General features: G+C 66.1%; 22 protein-coding genes. 12 read left to right on the plus strand and 10 right to left on the minus strand.

The genetic code is table 11. The features are described from left to right. The first annotated feature begins 141 nt into the window (after positions 1-141). The 4 genes from E8E91_RS00510 (at position 142) to E8E91_RS00525 (ending at position 3788) form a co-directional block, all read left to right on the plus strand. Positions 142-945: a transglutaminase family protein gene (locus E8E91_RS00510; protein ID WP_280374129.1), complete on the plus strand. Its 804-nt coding sequence runs from the start codon at positions 142-144 to the stop codon at positions 943-945. Positions 946-999: 54 nt separating this feature from the next. After that, positions 1000-1788: a nuclear transport factor 2 family protein gene (locus E8E91_RS00515; RefSeq protein WP_280374130.1), complete on the plus strand. Its 789-nt coding sequence runs from the start codon at positions 1000-1002 to the stop codon at positions 1786-1788. Positions 1789-1961: 173 nt separating this feature from the next. Further along, positions 1962-3368: an FAD-binding oxidoreductase gene (locus E8E91_RS00520; protein ID WP_280374132.1), complete on the plus strand. Its 1407-nt coding sequence runs from the start codon at positions 1962-1964 to the stop codon at positions 3366-3368. Between the two features lie 75 nt (positions 3369-3443). Next, a complete protein-coding gene (locus E8E91_RS00525; RefSeq protein WP_280374134.1) occupies positions 3444-3788 on the plus strand; it encodes a cupin domain-containing protein in 345 nt (114 codons plus the stop codon). Between the two features lie 212 nt (positions 3789-4000). Here E8E91_RS00525 and E8E91_RS00530 read toward each other — a convergent pair whose 3' ends face one another. The 7 genes from E8E91_RS00530 to E8E91_RS00560 form a co-directional block, all read right to left on the minus strand. Beyond that, positions 4001-4774: a crotonase/enoyl-CoA hydratase family protein gene (locus tag E8E91_RS00530; protein WP_190830766.1), complete on the minus strand. Its 774-nt coding sequence runs from the start codon at positions 4772-4774 to the stop codon at positions 4001-4003. Between the two features lie 243 nt (positions 4775-5017). Beyond that, entirely contained in the window at positions 5018-5929 is a 912-nt protein-coding gene (locus E8E91_RS00535; protein ID WP_280374136.1) for an SDR family oxidoreductase, read from the minus strand. Between the two features lie 104 nt (positions 5930-6033). After that, complete coding sequence (locus tag E8E91_RS00540; protein WP_280374138.1) at positions 6034-6285, minus strand: hypothetical protein; 252 nt, start codon at positions 6283-6285, stop codon at positions 6034-6036. Between the two features lie 107 nt (positions 6286-6392). Then, positions 6393-7214: an alpha/beta hydrolase gene (locus E8E91_RS00545; RefSeq protein WP_280374269.1), complete on the minus strand. Its 822-nt coding sequence runs from the start codon at positions 7212-7214 to the stop codon at positions 6393-6395. A 50-nt stretch (positions 7215-7264) separates the two neighbouring features. Continuing rightward, positions 7265-8047, minus strand: a complete 783-nt coding sequence (locus E8E91_RS00550; RefSeq protein WP_280374139.1) for a class II aldolase/adducin family protein — start codon at positions 8045-8047, stop codon at positions 7265-7267. A 94-nt stretch (positions 8048-8141) separates the two neighbouring features. Beyond that, positions 8142-8828 carry an LrgB family protein gene (locus E8E91_RS00555; protein ID WP_280374140.1) on the minus strand — a complete coding sequence of 229 codons (687 nt, stop codon included), beginning with the start codon at positions 8826-8828 and terminating at the stop codon, positions 8142-8144. Beyond that, a complete protein-coding gene (locus E8E91_RS00560) occupies positions 8818-9204 on the minus strand; it encodes a CidA/LrgA family protein (RefSeq protein ID WP_280374142.1) in 387 nt (128 codons plus the stop codon). Before E8E91_RS00560 ends, E8E91_RS00555 begins: the two co-directional genes overlap by 11 nt. A 96-nt stretch (positions 9205-9300) precedes the next feature. Between E8E91_RS00560 and E8E91_RS00565 the strand changes: the two genes are divergently transcribed. Then, on the plus strand, positions 9301-10203 hold the full coding sequence (locus tag E8E91_RS00565; protein WP_280374143.1) for a LysR family transcriptional regulator: 903 nt from the start codon (positions 9301-9303) through the stop codon (positions 10201-10203). A gap of 40 nt (positions 10204-10243) precedes the next feature. Here the strand turns inward: E8E91_RS00565 and E8E91_RS00570 are convergent, their stop codons facing one another. Both E8E91_RS00570 and E8E91_RS00575 read right to left on the minus strand, forming a co-directional pair. Then, positions 10244-10702 carry a cupin domain-containing protein gene (locus E8E91_RS00570; RefSeq protein WP_280374145.1) on the minus strand — a complete coding sequence of 153 codons (459 nt, stop codon included), beginning with the start codon at positions 10700-10702 and terminating at the stop codon, positions 10244-10246. Further along, positions 10702-11151, minus strand: a complete 450-nt coding sequence (locus tag E8E91_RS00575; RefSeq protein ID WP_280374147.1) for a flavodoxin — start codon at positions 11149-11151, stop codon at positions 10702-10704. The genes E8E91_RS00570 and E8E91_RS00575 overlap by 1 nt, the downstream gene beginning before the upstream one ends. Before the next feature lie 105 nt (positions 11152-11256). Here E8E91_RS00575 and E8E91_RS00580 point away from each other — a divergent pair, with 105 nt between their 5' ends. Continuing rightward, positions 11257-11703, plus strand: a complete 447-nt coding sequence (locus tag E8E91_RS00580; RefSeq protein WP_280374148.1) for a PAS domain-containing protein — start codon at positions 11257-11259, stop codon at positions 11701-11703. Positions 11704-11782: 79 nt separating this feature from the next. Here E8E91_RS00580 and E8E91_RS00585 read toward each other — a convergent pair whose 3' ends face one another. Continuing rightward, positions 11783-12730, minus strand: coding sequence for a MerR family transcriptional regulator (locus E8E91_RS00585; RefSeq protein ID WP_280374270.1), 948 nt, complete (start codon positions 12728-12730; stop codon positions 11783-11785). A 234-nt stretch (positions 12731-12964) separates the two neighbouring features. Between E8E91_RS00585 and E8E91_RS00590 the strand changes: the two genes are divergently transcribed. The 6 genes from E8E91_RS00590 (at position 12965) to E8E91_RS00615 (ending at position 16052) form a co-directional block, all read left to right on the plus strand. Continuing rightward, entirely contained in the window at positions 12965-13534 is a 570-nt protein-coding gene (locus E8E91_RS00590) for an antibiotic biosynthesis monooxygenase (RefSeq protein ID WP_280374149.1), read from the plus strand. 115 nt (positions 13535-13649) lie between these two features. Next, positions 13650-14357 carry a dihydromonapterin reductase gene (gene folM, locus E8E91_RS00595; protein WP_280374151.1) on the plus strand — a complete coding sequence of 236 codons (708 nt, stop codon included), beginning with the start codon at positions 13650-13652 and terminating at the stop codon, positions 14355-14357. Between the two features lie 20 nt (positions 14358-14377). After that, the gene (folE, locus tag E8E91_RS00600) at positions 14378-14938 is read left to right on the plus strand and encodes a GTP cyclohydrolase I FolE (protein ID WP_280374153.1); all 561 of its coding nucleotides are present in this window, start codon (positions 14378-14380) and stop codon (positions 14936-14938) included. 3 nt (positions 14939-14941) lie between these two features. Continuing rightward, positions 14942-15316, plus strand: coding sequence for a dihydroneopterin triphosphate 2'-epimerase (gene folX, locus E8E91_RS00605; RefSeq protein WP_151136724.1), 375 nt, complete (start codon positions 14942-14944; stop codon positions 15314-15316). A gap of 104 nt (positions 15317-15420) precedes the next feature. Then, complete coding sequence (locus E8E91_RS00610) at positions 15421-15714, plus strand: DUF1244 domain-containing protein (RefSeq protein WP_226282592.1); 294 nt, start codon at positions 15421-15423, stop codon at positions 15712-15714. Further along, a complete protein-coding gene (locus E8E91_RS00615) occupies positions 15711-16052 on the plus strand; it encodes a HopJ type III effector protein (protein WP_280374155.1) in 342 nt (113 codons plus the stop codon). Before E8E91_RS00610 ends, E8E91_RS00615 begins: the two co-directional genes overlap by 4 nt. Positions 16053-16145 lie beyond the last annotated feature (93 nt).

Consider the following 16145-nt stretch of genomic DNA (forward strand, 5'->3'; position numbering starts at 1 on the left):
AGGGCCAGTATAGGTCGGCCTGCGCCATCCGCCCCCTTGCATGCGGACATAAGCCGGAGCGCCGAGATAACCGCTGTTCGTGCCACTACTGGACGAAAATCAACCAGTTGGCTACAAGGAAACAACCTCTCGGAGATACCCATGGACCCGCGCCAACGCTGTCTAGCCTGCCTCGAACGCGAGCCTCCGGCGATGCTGGAGGCGGCCCTGTGGATCGCTGCCGAACACGATCCGCGCCTGGACCCGGAACGGGTGCTGCGCGAATTCGGCGGCCTGCTCCAGCTGGTGGCGGCCGGCCTGCCGAACCTGGCGCCGGCCGAACTGGCCCAGCCTCTGCTGCGGCGGCTGAACGAGCTGGACTTTCACGAGGACGACGATGCGCCCCTGCGCCCGCGCGCCGCGCTGCTGCCCGAGGTGCTCACCCGGCGCCGGGGACAGCCGCTGTCGCTGGCGCTGATCGCCCTGGAGCTGGCCGCACGTCTGGGTATTCCCCTGGCCGGGGTAGGCTTTCCCGGCCACTTCCTGCTGCGCGTACCCGGTGCCGACCACCTGCTCGACCCGTGCAGCGGCCGGCGCCTGTACACCCGCGATTGCCGCGACCTGCTGGCCCGCATCCAAGGCCCCCAGGCCGAGCTCCAGGCAGCCCACCTGCAAACGGCCAGCGCGAAGGAAATGCTCCAGCGCCTGTCGCGCAACCTGCGCATGCTCCACCAGGACGCCGGTGAGTTCCTCGCCGCGCTGAAGGATGCCGAGCGCGTGCTGCTGCTCGGCCCGCCCAGCATGCATGACCACCTGGCCCGTGCCGATATCTACCAGCGCCTGGATTGCCCCCAGGCGGAGCGCTACGACCTGGAGCGCGCCCTGCTGCTCTGCGACAACCCGGCCCAGCATCTGCACCTGGCCCAGCGCCTGCGCCGGCTGGGGCATGTACAGCCGCTGCATTGATGGCGCCCCGGCGGCTCGGGCATGCTTTGACATTCCTCCCGCCGTGACCGCCCCATGAGTTCGCACGACCAAGCCCCCGATCCCCAGACCGCCGCCACCCGTGACGTGGTGATGCGCTACCACCTGAGTTGGAAAGCCCGCGACATCGAGGCCGTGCTGGCGCTCTACCACCCCGAGGTGGAATACAACGACTTCTTCCAGAACCGCTGCATGCGCCGCGATGACATGCGCGACTACCTGCTCGCCACCATGCCCAGCGGACCGGAAGACTTCCTCGAACACAACGACCGCATCCGCATCGACGGCGACACCGCCTTCATCCAGTACGCCATCAGCGTCGCCGGCGGCGGCACCTTCCGTGCCAGCGAAGCCATCACCGTGCGCGACGGCCTGATCTGGCGGATCAACGAGTACGCCCTGCTGGTGCAGCCCGCGGCCCAGTCCAGCACGACCCCGTCGCAGCGACCGGCGGCCAGTCGTCTCGGCCTGTCAGCGCGCCAGCTCGGCCTGCTGGCGCGGGACATCGAGGAATACTTCCAGCGTTCCCAGCCCTACCTCGATCCGGCGTTGGACCTGCACCAGGTGGCCAGCGCCACCGGCTATACCCGCAACCAGATTTCCTACCTGCTGAACCAGATGCTCGGCCAGAGCTTCTACCAGTACGTCAACCACGCCCGCCTGCAGCACCTGCTCAAGCTGCTGGAAGTTGCCGTGCCGCCGGTGCGCATCGACGAACTGGCCTTCACCGCCGGCTTCAATTCGCTCTCCGCCTTCTACCGCTGCTTCCGCCAGCACACCGGGCTGTCGCCCAAGGCTTATCTCAAGCAGCTGCCCCAATCGTAGGGTGCGCCGTGCGCACTGGCGGGGTTCACTTCCTGCACGGTGACGCTGGTGCGCGCAGCGCACCCTACCGACAAGTCCCAGTACTTCATTCCCAGCGTGCCCGCGCACACGACAAGCGCCCGGCCAGGCTCTAGCCTTGCCAGCCACAACAACCTGCCAACGGGGACCTGCCTATGCCGAACTGGCGCTCGATCAGCCTGTGGATGGACACGCTCGATGAAGACCTCAAGCCGCGACCGGCGCTGTCCGGTTCGCTCGAGGTGGACGTGGCGATCATCGGCGCCGGCTACACCGGGTTGTGGACGGCCTATTACCTCAAGCGCCAGGCCCCCGAGCTGAAGATCGCCATCGTCGAGTCGGAGTTCGCCGGCTTTGGCGCCAGCGGCCGCAACGGTGGCTGGCTGATGGGCAACCTGCTGGGCGAGGACCGTGCCCTGGCGCCGCTGCCCAGCGAAGTGCGCAAGGGGTCCTTCGACCTGCTGCATGGCATTCCCGACGAAGTGGCCGACGTGCTTCAGCGCGAAGGCATCGACTGCCACTACCGCAAGGGCGGGATCCTCTATTGCGCCGCACGCTACCCGGAGCAGGAAAAGCGTCTGCGCGGCCAACTGGCCGACCTGTACGCCGAAGGCCTGACCGAAGCGGACTACCGCTGGCTGAGCCCCGAGGAACTGAACGGCCAGTTGCGCGTGGCCAACCCCTACGGCGGCATCCACACCCCGCACTGCGCCACCATCCAGCCGGCCAAGCTGGTGCGCGGACTGGCCCGGGCGGTGGAACGCATGGGCGTGCAGCTGTTCGAGCAGAGCCCCGCCACCCACTGGCAGCCGGGGCAGGTACGCACCGCCCAGGGCGAACTCAAGGCGCACTGGGTGGTACCGGCCATCGAAGGCTACGCCGCCAGCCTGCCGCCGCTGGGCAAGTACCAATTGCCGGTACAGAGCCTGCTGATCGGCACCGAACCGCTTTCCGATGAGCAGTGGGCAGAGATCGGTCTGGAACATGGCCAGGCTTTCAGCGAGAGCAGCCGCCAAGTCACTTATGCCCAACGCACCGCCGACAATCGCCTGGCCTTCGGTGCGCGTGGCGGCTACCGCTTCGGCGGCAAGCTACGACAGGACTTCCAGCTCACCGAGGACGAAGTCGGCCTGCGCCGCTACCTGCTGGGCGAGCTTTTCCCGCAACTGCGTAACGTGCGCATCACCCACAGTTGGGGCGGCAACCTGGGCATGGCGCGACGCTTCCGCCCGCACATGCTGGTGGACCGCAAGAACGGCATCGCCCTGTCCGGCGGCTACGGCGGCGAGGGCGTGGGCGCCAGCAACCTGGGCGGGCGCACCCTGGCCGACCTGATCCTCGGCAAGGAATCCCTGCTCACCCGCCAGCCCTGGGTGCTGGGCGACGGCCCGCTGGAGCGCCTCAGCTCCTGGGAACCGGAACCCTGCCGCTGGCTCGGCTACAACGCCATCATCCGCAGCTTCGTCCACGAGGACCGGGTGCTGGCCAATCCCCACAGCGCGCCCTGGCGCCGGACCATGGCACTGAAACTGGCCGGCCTGCTGGAAGGCCTGATGCGCTAGGCCGCGCGAATTCTCACTGCATCCATTCGCGAGCAGAGCTCGCTCCTACATCCAGGCATTTGCGGAGCCAACGACATGAAAGCCACCCTGCTGAAGAACACCCACGACCTTCCCCTGTCCGAACCGACCCCGGTCGCAGTACCTGTCGGCGAGCCGGTGCCGCACACCCGCGTGCATTCGGTGGAGCGCACCGACCAGGTGGAAACCGGCGTCTGGGAATGCAGCCCCGGCCGCTTCCGCCGGCAGATCATCGAGCAGGAGTTCTGCCACTTCACCCACGGCAGCTGCACCTTCACCCCGGACGGTGGCGAGCCCATCGAGATCAAGGCAGGCGACGCCCTGCTGCTGCCGGCCAACAGCCTGGGCGTGTGGGACGTGAAGGAAACGCTGCGCAAGACCTACGTGATCATTTCGCGCTGATCGGGTCGGCCCCAGGCAGGGCTTCGCCCTGCTTGGAGAATGAATTCGCCCCTACAGGAAATCACGGCATTGCAGCAGGAGGCATCCAGCCGTTGTGGGAGTGATTTCAATCACGAAAGCAGACCGCAGGTCTGCCCCTTGATCGCGAATAAATTCGCTCCCACAGAAGACAGCATGCAGCTGGAAGCACTCACTACAGCGTTCCATCGCAATCAATCGTCAAAGCTGCCATGCCGCCCCTGCCCCGCCTTGAAGGATCGGGCGCCCGCCAGGGTTTCGCCGCTGTGGATAACCTTCATCCCACCCTTGAACTCGTTGGCGATGGCGGCCTCGAACGGCAGTTCCCACTGGGCATAGGCGCTGGCCCGATCCGCCAGCATGCAGCGCTGCGGGAAGGCGGCGATGGCGTGGGCCAGTTCCTCGGCTGCAGCACGGGCTTCGCCCTTGGCCACGACCCGGTTGGCCAACCCCATGGCCAGCGCTTCCTGGGCCTTGACCGGACGGCCGGTGAGGATCAGGTCCATCGCCCGGCCCTGACCGACGATGCGCGGCAGGCGCACGGTGCCGCCGTCGATCAGCGGTACACCGAAGCGCCGGCAGAACACGCCGAACACCGCGTCCTCGGCCATCACCCGCATATCCGCCAACAGCGCCAGCTCCATGCCGCCGGCCACCGCATGCCCCTCGATGGCGGCGATCAGCGGTTTCGCCAGTTGCATCCGGCTCGGTCCCATGGGGCCGTCGCCCTCGGAGTCCAGGCGGTTGCGTCGTGCGCCATCCTCAGCCACGGCGCCCAGGTCAGCGCCGGCGCAGAAGGTTCCGCCTGACCCGGTGAGCACCGCCACCCGCGCCTCTTCGTCCACCTCGAACGCCCGCAGCGCCGCTGCCAGCGCCTCGGCGGTGGGACGATCAACGGCGTTGCGCACCTCGGGGCGGTCGATGATCAGGGTGGTGACGGGGCCGTTCTTCTCGACTCTGACGTTCATGACGGGGCTCCAAGGGCAGGAAAAGAAAAAACCTGTGGGAGCGAATTCATTCGCGAATGGGCTGCGCAGCGGCCCCAATGACTGAACTGCGGCCAGCTTCGCGAATGAATTCGCTCCTACAACAATTGAATTGCCGGTCGCTTCTCCAATGAAAAAGACCGGCAACAAGGCCGGCCTTCAACATAGTGCGTCTCCGGCGGAATGTTCAGCCCGCTGGCGGAACTGCCCCGGTGAACGGCGGGATCAGAGGGCGTACTTCTGCAGGTTGGCCATCATCTCGCGCAGGGCCTCGACGTTGTCCGCCGGGTGGGCAGCGCCTTCGAAGTCGCAGATGGTCTTCCAGTTGGCCGCCACGTCCTCGGCGTCGAAGCCGGCCTTGGGGTCGAAGCCGAAGCCCAGGCTGCGCTCCCAGCGCACCTTGCCGATCCAGCCGCCGCCCACTTCGAACAGGCCGGAGGTTTCCTGGCACTGCTCGCTGCCGAGGAACACCACCAGCGGGCTTACCAGCTCGGGCTTGAGCTGTTCGAACACTTGCGGCGGGATCAGGCCTTCGGTCATGCGGGTGCCGCCGGTGGGGGCGATGGCGTTGACCAGGATGTTGTTCTTGCGGCCTTCGATGGCCAGGTTGCGGGTCAGGCCGTAGAGGCCGAGCTTGGCCATGCCGTAGTTGGACTGGCCGAAGTTGCCGTAGATGCCCGAAGTGGACGAGGTGAAGATGACGCGGCCGTAGCCCTGCTCGCGCATGTGCGGCCAGGCGGCGCGGGTGACTTTGTAGGCGCCTTCGACGTGGACCTTGTAGACCAGGTCCCAGTCGGAGTCCTCCATCTTGTGGAAGGTCTTGTCGCGCAGGATGCCGGCGTTGTTCACCACCACGTCGATGCGCCCGAAGTGATCGAGCGCGGCCTGCACGATCTTCTCGCCGTCGGTCACCGAGTCATGGCTGGCCACGGCGGTGCCACCGGCTTCGCGGATTTCCGCCACCACGCGGTCGGCCGCCGAAGCGTTGGCGCCTTCACCGTGGGTGCTGCCGCCGAGGTCGTTGACCACAACCCGGGCGCCATGACGGGCGAACAGCAGCGCATGGGCGCGGCCAATACCACCACCGGCGCCGGTGACGACTACGACTTTGTCTTCGAAGCGGATTGCATCGCTCATGGGCTGGCTCCTTGGCAGGCCTGGGTATCCGCCGAGTCTCCGGCAGCTCACCCCGGCCCCACAAGAATCGGAACCGCCATGAATGGTGCCCGATAAGGGCGACGTTACTTGATGGGAATGAACAGGGTTCCGCGTGGACGCAGCTTGAACAGCCACCAGTGGTAGCTGTGGCAGAGCAGCGCAAGCAGGGCGGACGCCAGGAGACAGCCGATCGCGGCCAACCAGCTCCACGGGCCCGGATCGCGCAGGATGGCGTAGCCAATGAGACTGAGGCTGCAGATGAACAGCAGGGCCGCAACGCCCGGCCCAAGGGTACGGACGACGGGATAGAGGAAGACCAGGAGACGGAAAAGCATGAGCAGACCTCGATGCTGCCGGGCAGTTTCCGCCCGGCGTTTCAGGGAGGTCCGGATACTAGTGCCACGCCCCGCGGAGGCGGTCTAGGAATGATCCGATTCCGTTGTCAGAGCCGATCCTGAAAAGCCAGATAATGCTCCAGCACCTGCTCCGGCGCTTCGGTCTGTGGATAGTGGCCGATGCCTTCGAGCAGAACGGCGTCCGCATCCGGGATCAGTTCGCGGTAGCGCGCCACCATGTGGGCGCCGGAGATGGGGTCCACCGCCCCGTCGATCACGCGCAACGGCACTCCGCCCTTCTGCATCGCGGCCACCCAGCGGTCGCGCTGCTGGCGCCGTTCGGGAATGTAGTGGATCAGCCGGTGCATGACGGCGGGACCGTCCTGCTCGGCGATCAGTTGCCAGAAGTCGTCCAGCTCCCTATCGCTGGGCTGGGTGTCGGGGCCGAACACCTGGGCGAAGCTGGCGGCCAGCTTGCGTCGCGAGAACAGCCGCCCGACCAGGCCACCGAGCGGGCTCAGCAACAGCTTCTGCACCAGCACCGGCCGGTGGGTTTCCGGGAACAGACCGCCATTGAGGAAGACGCAGCTGGCCAGCTTGAAGCGCCCTTCGTGATGCCGCGCCAGCAACTCCTGGGCAACGCTGTCGCCGTAATCGTGGGCCAGCACGTGCACCGCCCCCTCCACGCCAAGGTGGGCGAGCAGCGCCTGCTTCAGGTCCGCCTGCTCCAGCAGCCGGTAGTCATGGCCGCTCGGCTTGGCCGAGTAGCCAAAGCCCAGCATGTCGCAGGCGATGACGCGAAAGCGCCGGGCCAGGGGCTGCCAGAGGTAGTGCCAGTCCCAGGAGGCGGTGGGAAAACCGTGGATCAGCAGCAGCGGCTCGCCCTCTCCCGCCGTCCAGTAGCGGACGCGCAGGCCCCGGAAGTCCATGTCCCTGGCCTGGGCGCGCCAGTCGCCCAGGGGGATGCCGGACAGCGCCGTCACTGGTCGTATCCGGGCATTTGCTGGTCGAGCTTGCGCAGCAGCGCCGGCCACGGCAGCGCACCGCCCATGCCGGTGGAGGTTTTCATCACGCCGGCGATCATCGCCCGGGCGCCGTCGAGGATCTGCTGCGGGATGTGGATAAGTTCACCACCGCCAGCCTGGGCCATCACCTGGATTTCGCAGGCGCGCTGCATGGTGAACATGCCGAGGAAAGCGTCGGCGATGCTGCCGAAGGCAGTGAGCAGGCCGTGGTTGGGCAGGATCATGAAGTTGGCCTGGCCGAGGTCGGCCTGCAGACGGGCCTTTTCCTCGTGGTGCAGCGCCACGCCTTCGTAGCCGTGGTAAGCCAGGCTGGCGAGCACGAACAGCGATTGCTGGGACAGCGGCAGCAGGCCGTTCTTCTGCGCGGAAACGGCGATGCCGGCCGAGGTGTGGATATGCAGCACGCAGCCCACGTCCGGGCGTACCTCGTGAACCGCGCAGTGGATGGTGTAGCCGGCCGGGTTGATGTCGTAGGGGCTGTCCATCAGCTTGTTGCCGGCCAGGTCGATCTTCACCAGGCTTGACGCGGTGATCTCGTGGAACATCAGCCCGTAGGGGTTGATCAGGAAGTCTTCCGTGCCGGGGACCTTGGCGGAGATGTGGGTGAAGATCAGGTCGTCCCAGCCATACAGGGCGATCAGGCGGTAGCAGGCGGCCAGGTCGACGCGGGTCTGCCATTCGGCGGCGGACACCTTGTCCTTGAGGTTGAGCGACGGGAGGGCTTGAGCGGCGGTCATGGCGGAACCTCGTTGTTGTTGTATGTGCGACGAGTCTAGCCACGGGCCGCCAGGGCGATAGTCGCCTTGGCAGCCAGCTTAATGGCCTTGCGAGTCAGATCAGCGCGGCGACCAGCGGTGCGGCGAAGAGGTTGAGCAGGCCCATCAGCACCATCACCAGACCGGCCACCGTGCCCTCTTCGCGGCCCACTTCCTGGGCCCGGCTGACACCCGCGCCATGGGCGCCGACGCCGAACAGCGCGCCACGGGCCAGGGCGCTCTTCAGGGGCAGCCAGCGAATCAGCAGGCCACCGGCGACAGCGCCGAACACGCCGGTGAGCATGACGAAAACCGCCGTCAGTTCGGGCACGCCGCCGAGGTCCTGGGCGAGCGGCATGGCGAAGGGTGTGGTGATGGAACGCGGCACCAACGACAGGCTCACCTGGGACTCCAGCGCCAGCGCATTGGCCAGGCCCCAGGAGCTGGCGATGGCCACGCCACTGCCGGCCAGCATGCCCAGCATCAGTGCCGGCCAGTGGCGGGCGAGCAAGGCGCGCTGCTGCCAGATGGGCACGGCAAAAGCCACGGTGGCCGGGCCCAGCAACAGCATCAGCCAATGGGTCGCCCCGGCGTATTCGGCATAGGCGGTATGCAGCGGCACCGCAACTGCCAGCAGCAGCGCGGGCACGAAGATCAGCGGCGACAGCAGGTAGCGGCCAGTGCGCTGGTACATCCAGCGGCTGGCCAGGTAGCCGGCCAGGGTCAGCGCCAGCCAGAACCAGGACATGGGCTCAATGTTCATGGCGCATCCTCCAGCGGCACACAGCTTCCACGGTCAGTGAGGTGGCCAGCATCACCAGCAGGGTGCTGGCGCCGATCACCACCAGGATGCGCACGCCGTCCTCGCGCAGCAGTGCGCCGTAGTCCAGCAGGCTCATCAACGCCGGTATGAAGAACAGCAGCATCTCGGCCATCAGCAGGCCGGCTCCCAGTTGCAGCGCCGCCGGTTTCACCCAGCCGCTGGCGAAGGCAGCCAGCAGCAAGCCAAGGCCAATCACACCGCCGGGAATCGGCCAGCCCAACACCGCCGCGAGCTTGCAGCCCAGGGCATAGAGGCCGACCAGGGCAACGAGTTCGGCGGCGAGACGGCTGAGGTGGAGCAGGCGGGAACGGTTCATGGCGGTGACCCTCGGTACTGGTGGCCAGATTAGGTCCGCGCCTATCATCCCAAAAGCGAATTGTTCGACTTGCAGCCATTCGAGATTGGAATAGCCATGGAATTCCGCCAGTTACGCAGCTTCGTCGAGGTGGTCCGCCAGGGTGGTTTCACCCAGGCCGGCAAAACCCTGCACGCCACCCAGTCCACCGTCAGCAAGCAAGTGGCCCAGCTGGAACAGCGCCTGGGCGTGCAGTTGCTGGAGCGCAGCGGCCCGCACCTGCGCCTGACCGACGCCGGCGCGGTGGTGCTGCGCCATGCCGAGGACATGCTGCGCCAGCGCCAGGACCTGCACAGCGAACTGGACGACCTCAGCCAATTGCGCCGTGGCGAGCTGCGCCTGGGACTGCCGCTGCTGGGCGGCGAGGTGCTCTTCGCCGAGCTGTTCGCCCAGTACCGGCGGCGTTATCCGAACATCGTGGTGCGGTTGTTCGAAGGCGGCAGCAAGCTGATGGAAGAAGCGCTGTTGCAGGGTGAGCTGGAGCTGGGTGGCAGCCTCACCCCCAATGACCCCGCGCTGGATTACCAACCCTTCTGCAATGAGCCGCTGGATATCCTCGTGCCCGAGGACCATCCCCTGGCCGGCGAAGAGAGCCTGGCACTGGCGCAACTGGCCGACTCGCCCTTCCTGCTTTACCAGCAGAGCTTCACCCTCAACGACCGCCTGTTGCAGGCGTGCCGGCAGGTCGGCTTCACGCCGCGCGAAGTGGGCCGCAGTGGTCAGGCCGACTTCCTCGCCGCGCTGGTGGCCGCCGGCCAGGGCGTGGTGCTGCTGCCGCGCATCGTCGCCCGACCACTGCAACGCCCGGGCCTGCGTCTGGTGCCGCTGCGCGAGCCCGACCTGCGCTGGGACATTGCCTTCGTCTGGCGACGCGGTGCCTACCTGTCGCGCGCGGCGCAGGCCTGGCTAGAGCTGTTGCGGGAGTATTCGCCGCTAGGGCGAGATGACGAGACCCTGTAGGGGCGAATTCATTCGCCCCTACAGGAAATGCAATGCAGGATCAGATCAGTTCGCGATCCAGTAACGGCCATTCCCGCTGAGCCTGCGGGTCGTCGGACAGCAGGCGAAAGCCGGCGAACTCGAAGCCGGGCGCCACGTTGCAGCCCACCAGGGTATAGGCACCCAGGCAGCGGGCCGCTTGCCAGGCGTGGGCGGGTACGGTGCGCTGGGGCAGGCTACCCTCAGCCACCGGGCCAAGGACTTCCCGGCGCACCTCGGCGGGCGATTCAGCCACCAGCAGTTCCAGCGGGTCGCCTTCGTAGAAGTGCCAGGCCTCGTCGGCATCCACCCGGTGCCAGCGGCTCACACCACCCTGCGGCAACAGGAAGAAGATGGACGACGACGCGGCGCGGCCACCCGGCATTTGGGCGGCCGATTCGAACACCCGGCGATAGAAGCCACCTTCAGGGTGCGGCTCCAGTTTCAGCTCGCGGATGAGGAATTCGGCGCGCGGGTGCATCAGGCTTTCAGCGCTGCGATAACAGCGTTCAGCCAGGGCTCGGCATCCAGCTCGGGGGTGACGGTTTCACTGGCGTCCAGGCGCTGCATCTCCACCACTTCGCGCAGGCCGAGCTCGGCATAGAGTTCGCGCATCATCTCGCCGCCACCGCAGTACAGGTCATAGCTGGAATCCCCCAGGGCGAGGATGGCGCCGGAACGGCCGCGCCAGTTGGGCAGGCGGTCGCGCAGCTCGGCGTACAGCGGCAGCAGGTTATCCGGCAGCTCGCCCATGCCGGTGGTGGCGGTCACGGTGAGCAGCGCTTCGGGGTCGAAGGCGATCAGCTCGTCCAGGCTCACCCGGGGCAGGTAGCTGGCCTCCAGGCCGGCGGCCTTGAGCAGCTTTTCCGCGTGACGGGCGACTTCTTCGGCGGTGCCGTACACCGAGCCGGACAGGATGGCGACTTTCATGAGGACTCCGAACTGAGGGGCGAAATGCCTCGCATTATGCCGCAACTGGCGAGGTCCGCAGGATGCCGTAGACTGCTTCCGGTCAGGTCGGACAGAGCCAGGAACATGATCAACGCCAAGCTGCTGCAACTGGTAATAGACGCGTCCAACGACGGTATCGTGGTCGCCGAGCAAGAGGGTGAAGACAACATCCTGATCTACGCCAACGCCTCCTTCGAGCGCCTCACCGGCTACCTCCGCGACGAAATCCTCTACCAGGACTGCCGTTTCCTCCAGGGCAAGGACCGCAATCAGCTGGGCATCTCCGCCATCCGCCAGGCGATCCGCAATGGCCAGCCATGCCGGCAGATCCTGCGCAACTACCGCAAGGACGGCAGCGCCTTCTGGAACGAGCTGTCCATCACCCCGGTATTCAACGAATCCGACCAGCTCACCTATTTCATCGGCATCCAGAAAGACGTTACCGAGCAGGTGGAAACCCGCCAGCGGGTGCGCGAACTGGAAGCGGAGGTTGCGGCACTCAGATCAGAACTTGCAGAACTCAGGACGTAGGAGCGAGCTCTGCTCGCGAAGCGCGTTGATTAGATCTTTCGCGAGCAGAGCTCGCTCCTGCAACGGGACAACGGCCGGTTCAGGTATCCAGATGCCCGACCAGGAATTGCCGCAAGCGGCGCTGCATCAGGCGCCCCTCGCTGCCGAGGCAAGCCACGGGCGTGCCGTCCAGTTCCTCACTCATCAGGTCGGCGGTCTCGCCAGCCAATGCCAGGGGACAGTCCAGACCCAGGGCCAGGCGATTGAGCTGTTGGCCGAGGTCATCGGCCGGCGGCTGGTTGGAGAACAGCACCAGCGCCTGGGGTTGCAGCTTGTCGCAGACCAACTCCAGTTCCGCTAGGGGCTGGCCCAGGCCGAGCACGTTCACCACCACCTCGCCGCTGCCCAGCAACAGACCGGCCACCAGCAACTCCAGCTCGCGCCCTTGCCCCGGCAAGGGCGCCAGCAGCACCCGCTCCTGCTGGCTATTGCGCGACAGTTGCAGGCGCTGCAGGACGCGGGCGCGCAGGAAGCTGTCGAAGAACACCCATTCGCTGCCGCGACCGAACTCGTCCTGGCGCAACAGCAGTGACTGCCAGACCGGCATCAGCACATCGGCGAACGCCACGTGCAGTGGATAAGTGGAAAACACCTGGCCGTAGACCCGCTCCAGCTCAGCCTCGTCCAGGGTAGCGACGGCGTTGCGTACCTGGGTGCGACGCTCGTTCCACTCCCCCGAAGCCGCTTCCTGGTGGATCGGCGCCACCGGCATCCTGGCGGCGTTGCTGCGAGCCAGCAGCTTGCCCACCTTGCTCACCGAAACACCGCGCTCGATCCAGGCGAGGATGCTGCGCACCGCCTCGACATCCGCCAGGGAATACAGGCGGTGGCCACTTTCGGTGCGGGTCGGCTGGATCAGCCCGTAACGCCGTTCCCAGGCCCGCAGGGTGACCGGATTCACCCCGGTCAGACGCGAAACTTCCCGGATCGGGAAGAGTTCTTCCTGTTTCGGGTCGGCTGCGGCGATGGATGCACCGGATTCGGTCATGGCGTGGGAATCGTCAGGGAAAGGATTCACGCAGTTTAAACCTTGTTGCGGGGATTCCAATCGACCGCAGGCCGCGGCAGGCGCGGGACGACCCACCGGTCATCCTTCCCGCTGGCGCTTTGGCGAAAAACCGGAATAATCCTTGCCTCTTTTTCAGCGCAGCCCACCACCCCGGCGCTGCGTGACGTGCCCCGGCCCTATCCGGGCGGGCACCCGGTTGCAAGGAGATACACGATGTCTGCCGATCCCGTCACCCTGATGGTGGCCCGCCGCGTCGCCCGCGAGCGCTACCAGGACTTCATGGCCTGGCTGCGCGAAGGCGAGCAACTGGCCGCCGACTTCCCCGGATACCTCGGCTCGGGCGTGCTGGCACCGCCGCCGGATGACGACGAGTTCCAGATGATCTTCCGCTTCACCGACGAGCCGACCCTGGCCGCCTGGGAACACTCCGCTTCGCGCCGCGCCTGGCTGGAGCGTGGCACCGGACTGTTCGAGCAGCCCCACGAGCATCGCGCCCTCGGCCTGGACGCCTGGTTCGGCAAGGCCGAGCAGCGGCCGCCGCGCTGGAAGCAGAGCGTGGCCATCTGGTTGGCTTTCTTCCCCGTGTCCCTGGCCTTCAACCTGCTGTTCGGCGGCTGGCTGGGCGACCTGCCACTGGCCCTGCGGATATTCCTCAGCACCCTGGCGCTGACGCCGCTGATGACCTATTGGTTCATCCCGCTTTCCACCCGCCTGCTGGCGCCCTGGCTGCAAGCCAGCCGCCCCTCCCCGGTTCGCGGCGCGGCGGCAGTGCAACCCCGCTGAGACCGGCCCTCCGGCCATTTGTACAAGCCCCACCCCTGGTATAACGTGGTGCAGATCAGGCCGTCTGCACCGCGTCCCGGCCATCGCCCTCAGTACCTCCCGCTTCGAGGCGTCAATGAGCCGACCCGCTCCAATCCTCATCACCGGCGCCAGCCAGCGCGTCGGTCTGTATTGCGCTGAACGCCTTCTGGACGAAGGCCAACCGGTCATCATCAGCTACCGCACCGAACGCGACGGCGTGAGGCACCTGCGCGAACGCGGCGCCACGGCGCTCGCCGCGGACTTTTCCAGCGAAGCCGGCATTCTCGACTTCATCGAAGCGCTCAAGGACTGCACCGACAGCCTGCGCGCCATTGTTCACAACGCATCTGACTGGCTGACGGAAACGCCTGGCCATGAAGCCGACGCCTTCCAGCGCATGTTCAGCGTGCACATGCTGGCGCCCTACCTGATCAACCTGCATTGCGAGGAGCTGCTGCGCCGTAGCAGCCCCGCGGACATCATCCACCTGAGCGACGACGTGGCGCGCCGAGGCAGCGAGAAGCGCGTCGCCTACTGCGCCAGCAAGGCCGGGCTGGACAACCTCACACTGTCCTTCGCCGCCCGCTTCGCCCCCCACATCAAGGTCAACGGCATCGCCCCGGCGCTGGTGATGTTCAATGCCGATGACGATGACGCCTACCGCAAGAAGACCCTGGCCAAGTCGGCGCTGGGCATCGAGCCCGGCCCGCAGGTGGTCTACCAGGGCCTGCGCTACCTCCTGGACAATTCCTACGTCACCGGAACGACCCTGACTCTCAACGGCGGACGCCACCTCAAGTAGGCGCCGCGAGGACTGCCACCATGAGCGATGAACTGGACCTGCATTACCGGGAAATCCTGCGGGGGCTGGGGGAAGACCCTGAGCGCGAAGGCCTGCGCGACACGCCCATGCGCGCCGCCAAGGCCATGCGCTACCTGTGCCACGGTTACGAGCAGAACCTGGACGAACTCGTCAACGGCGCCCTCTTCGCCTCGGACAACGACGAGATGGTGACCGTGAAGGACATCGAGCTCTATTCCCTCTGCGAACACCACCTGCTGCCCTTCATCGGCAAGGCCCATGTGGCGTACATTCCCACCGGCAAAGTGCTGGGCCTGTCGAAGGTCGCCCGCATCGTCGACATGTTCGCGAGACGGCTGCAGATCCAGGAGAACCTCACCCGCCAGGTCGCCGATGCGCTACAGCGGGTGACGGGCGCCGCCGGTGTGGCGGTGGTGATCGAAGCCCAGCACATGTGCATGATGATGCGCGGCGTGGAAAAGCAGAATTCGGTGATGAGCACCTCGGTGATGCTCGGAGCCTTCAGGGAATCCCAGAACACCCGCCACGAATTCCTGAAATTGATCGGACGGAGTAACTAGAGAATGCCGAGACTGGAGCCCGGAATGGCGCGAATCCGCGTCAAGGACCTGCGCCTGCGCACCTTCATCGGAATCAAGGAGGAAGAAATCCTCAACAAGCAGGATGTGCTGATCAACCTCACCATCCTCTACCCGGCCACCGAGGCCGTGCGCGACAACGACATCGACCACGCGCTGAACTACCGCACCATCACCAAGGCCATCATCCGCCACGTCGAAGAGAACCGCTTCGCCCTGCTGGAGCGCCTGACCCAGGAAATCCTCGACCTGGTGATGGCCAACCCCAGCGTGCGCTACGCCGAGGTGGAGGTGGACAAGCCCCACGCGCTGCGCTTCGCCGAATCGGTGTCGATCACACTTGCCAGCCATCGCGAGTAACAGGTCCGCTTCGTCGCTGACCTGTTCAGAGTCGATTGCCGGGGCCAAGGAGGGCTCCTATCATCCCCGCCAGTCCCTCCCGAAAGCCCCAGGAGAATCCTGCCATGACCGAGCAAGAACGCCTTGAACTCGAGGCCGCAGCCTTCCGCAGTCTGGTGCAACACCTGCGTAGCCGCCCCGATGTACAGAACATCGACCTGATGAACCTCGCCGGCTTCTGCCGCAACTGCCTGTCGAAGTGGTACAAGGCCGCCGCCGACGACCTGGGCCTGGAAGTAACGCCAGACCAGGCCCGCGAAGAGATCTACGGCATGCCTTACGCCGACTGGAAGGCCAAGTACCAGAAAGAAGCCAGCGCCGAGCAACAATCGGCCTTCAACAAAGCGAACAAAGAATGAGCAACCTGAACGACTTCCGCGCCCGCCTGCACAGCGACCAGTTCCTCTTCGCCGAGACCCTGGCCTTCATTGCCGAAGGCTACGACTACCAGCAGAGCGCCTTTGCCAACGGCCCGGTGGAAAACGCCGCCGGCCAGAACGAAGGCTCCTGCAAGACCCTCGGCCTGGCCCTGCTGGAAGGCTTCAGCCTGGAAGAAACCCTGCTGGCCTTCGGTGAGCACTACCGCTCCGTGCTGGCCACGCCGGAAGGCAACGACCACGGCAACATCCGCGCCCTGATGGACACTGGCCTCGCCGGCGTTCGTTTCGAGCGCCAGCCACTGCAACGCAAGGCCTGACCCCGCTCAACCGCCCCGTCCGGGGCGGTTTTCTTACGCTTTGGCTTCCGCTTTCTGTCGGCAATGGCTGACAGCATTTTTCTACCAAACGAG

It is taken from the genome of Pseudomonas sp. BN515, from assembly GCF_029873155.1.
Lineage (GTDB): Bacteria > Pseudomonadota > Gammaproteobacteria > Pseudomonadales > Pseudomonadaceae > Metapseudomonas.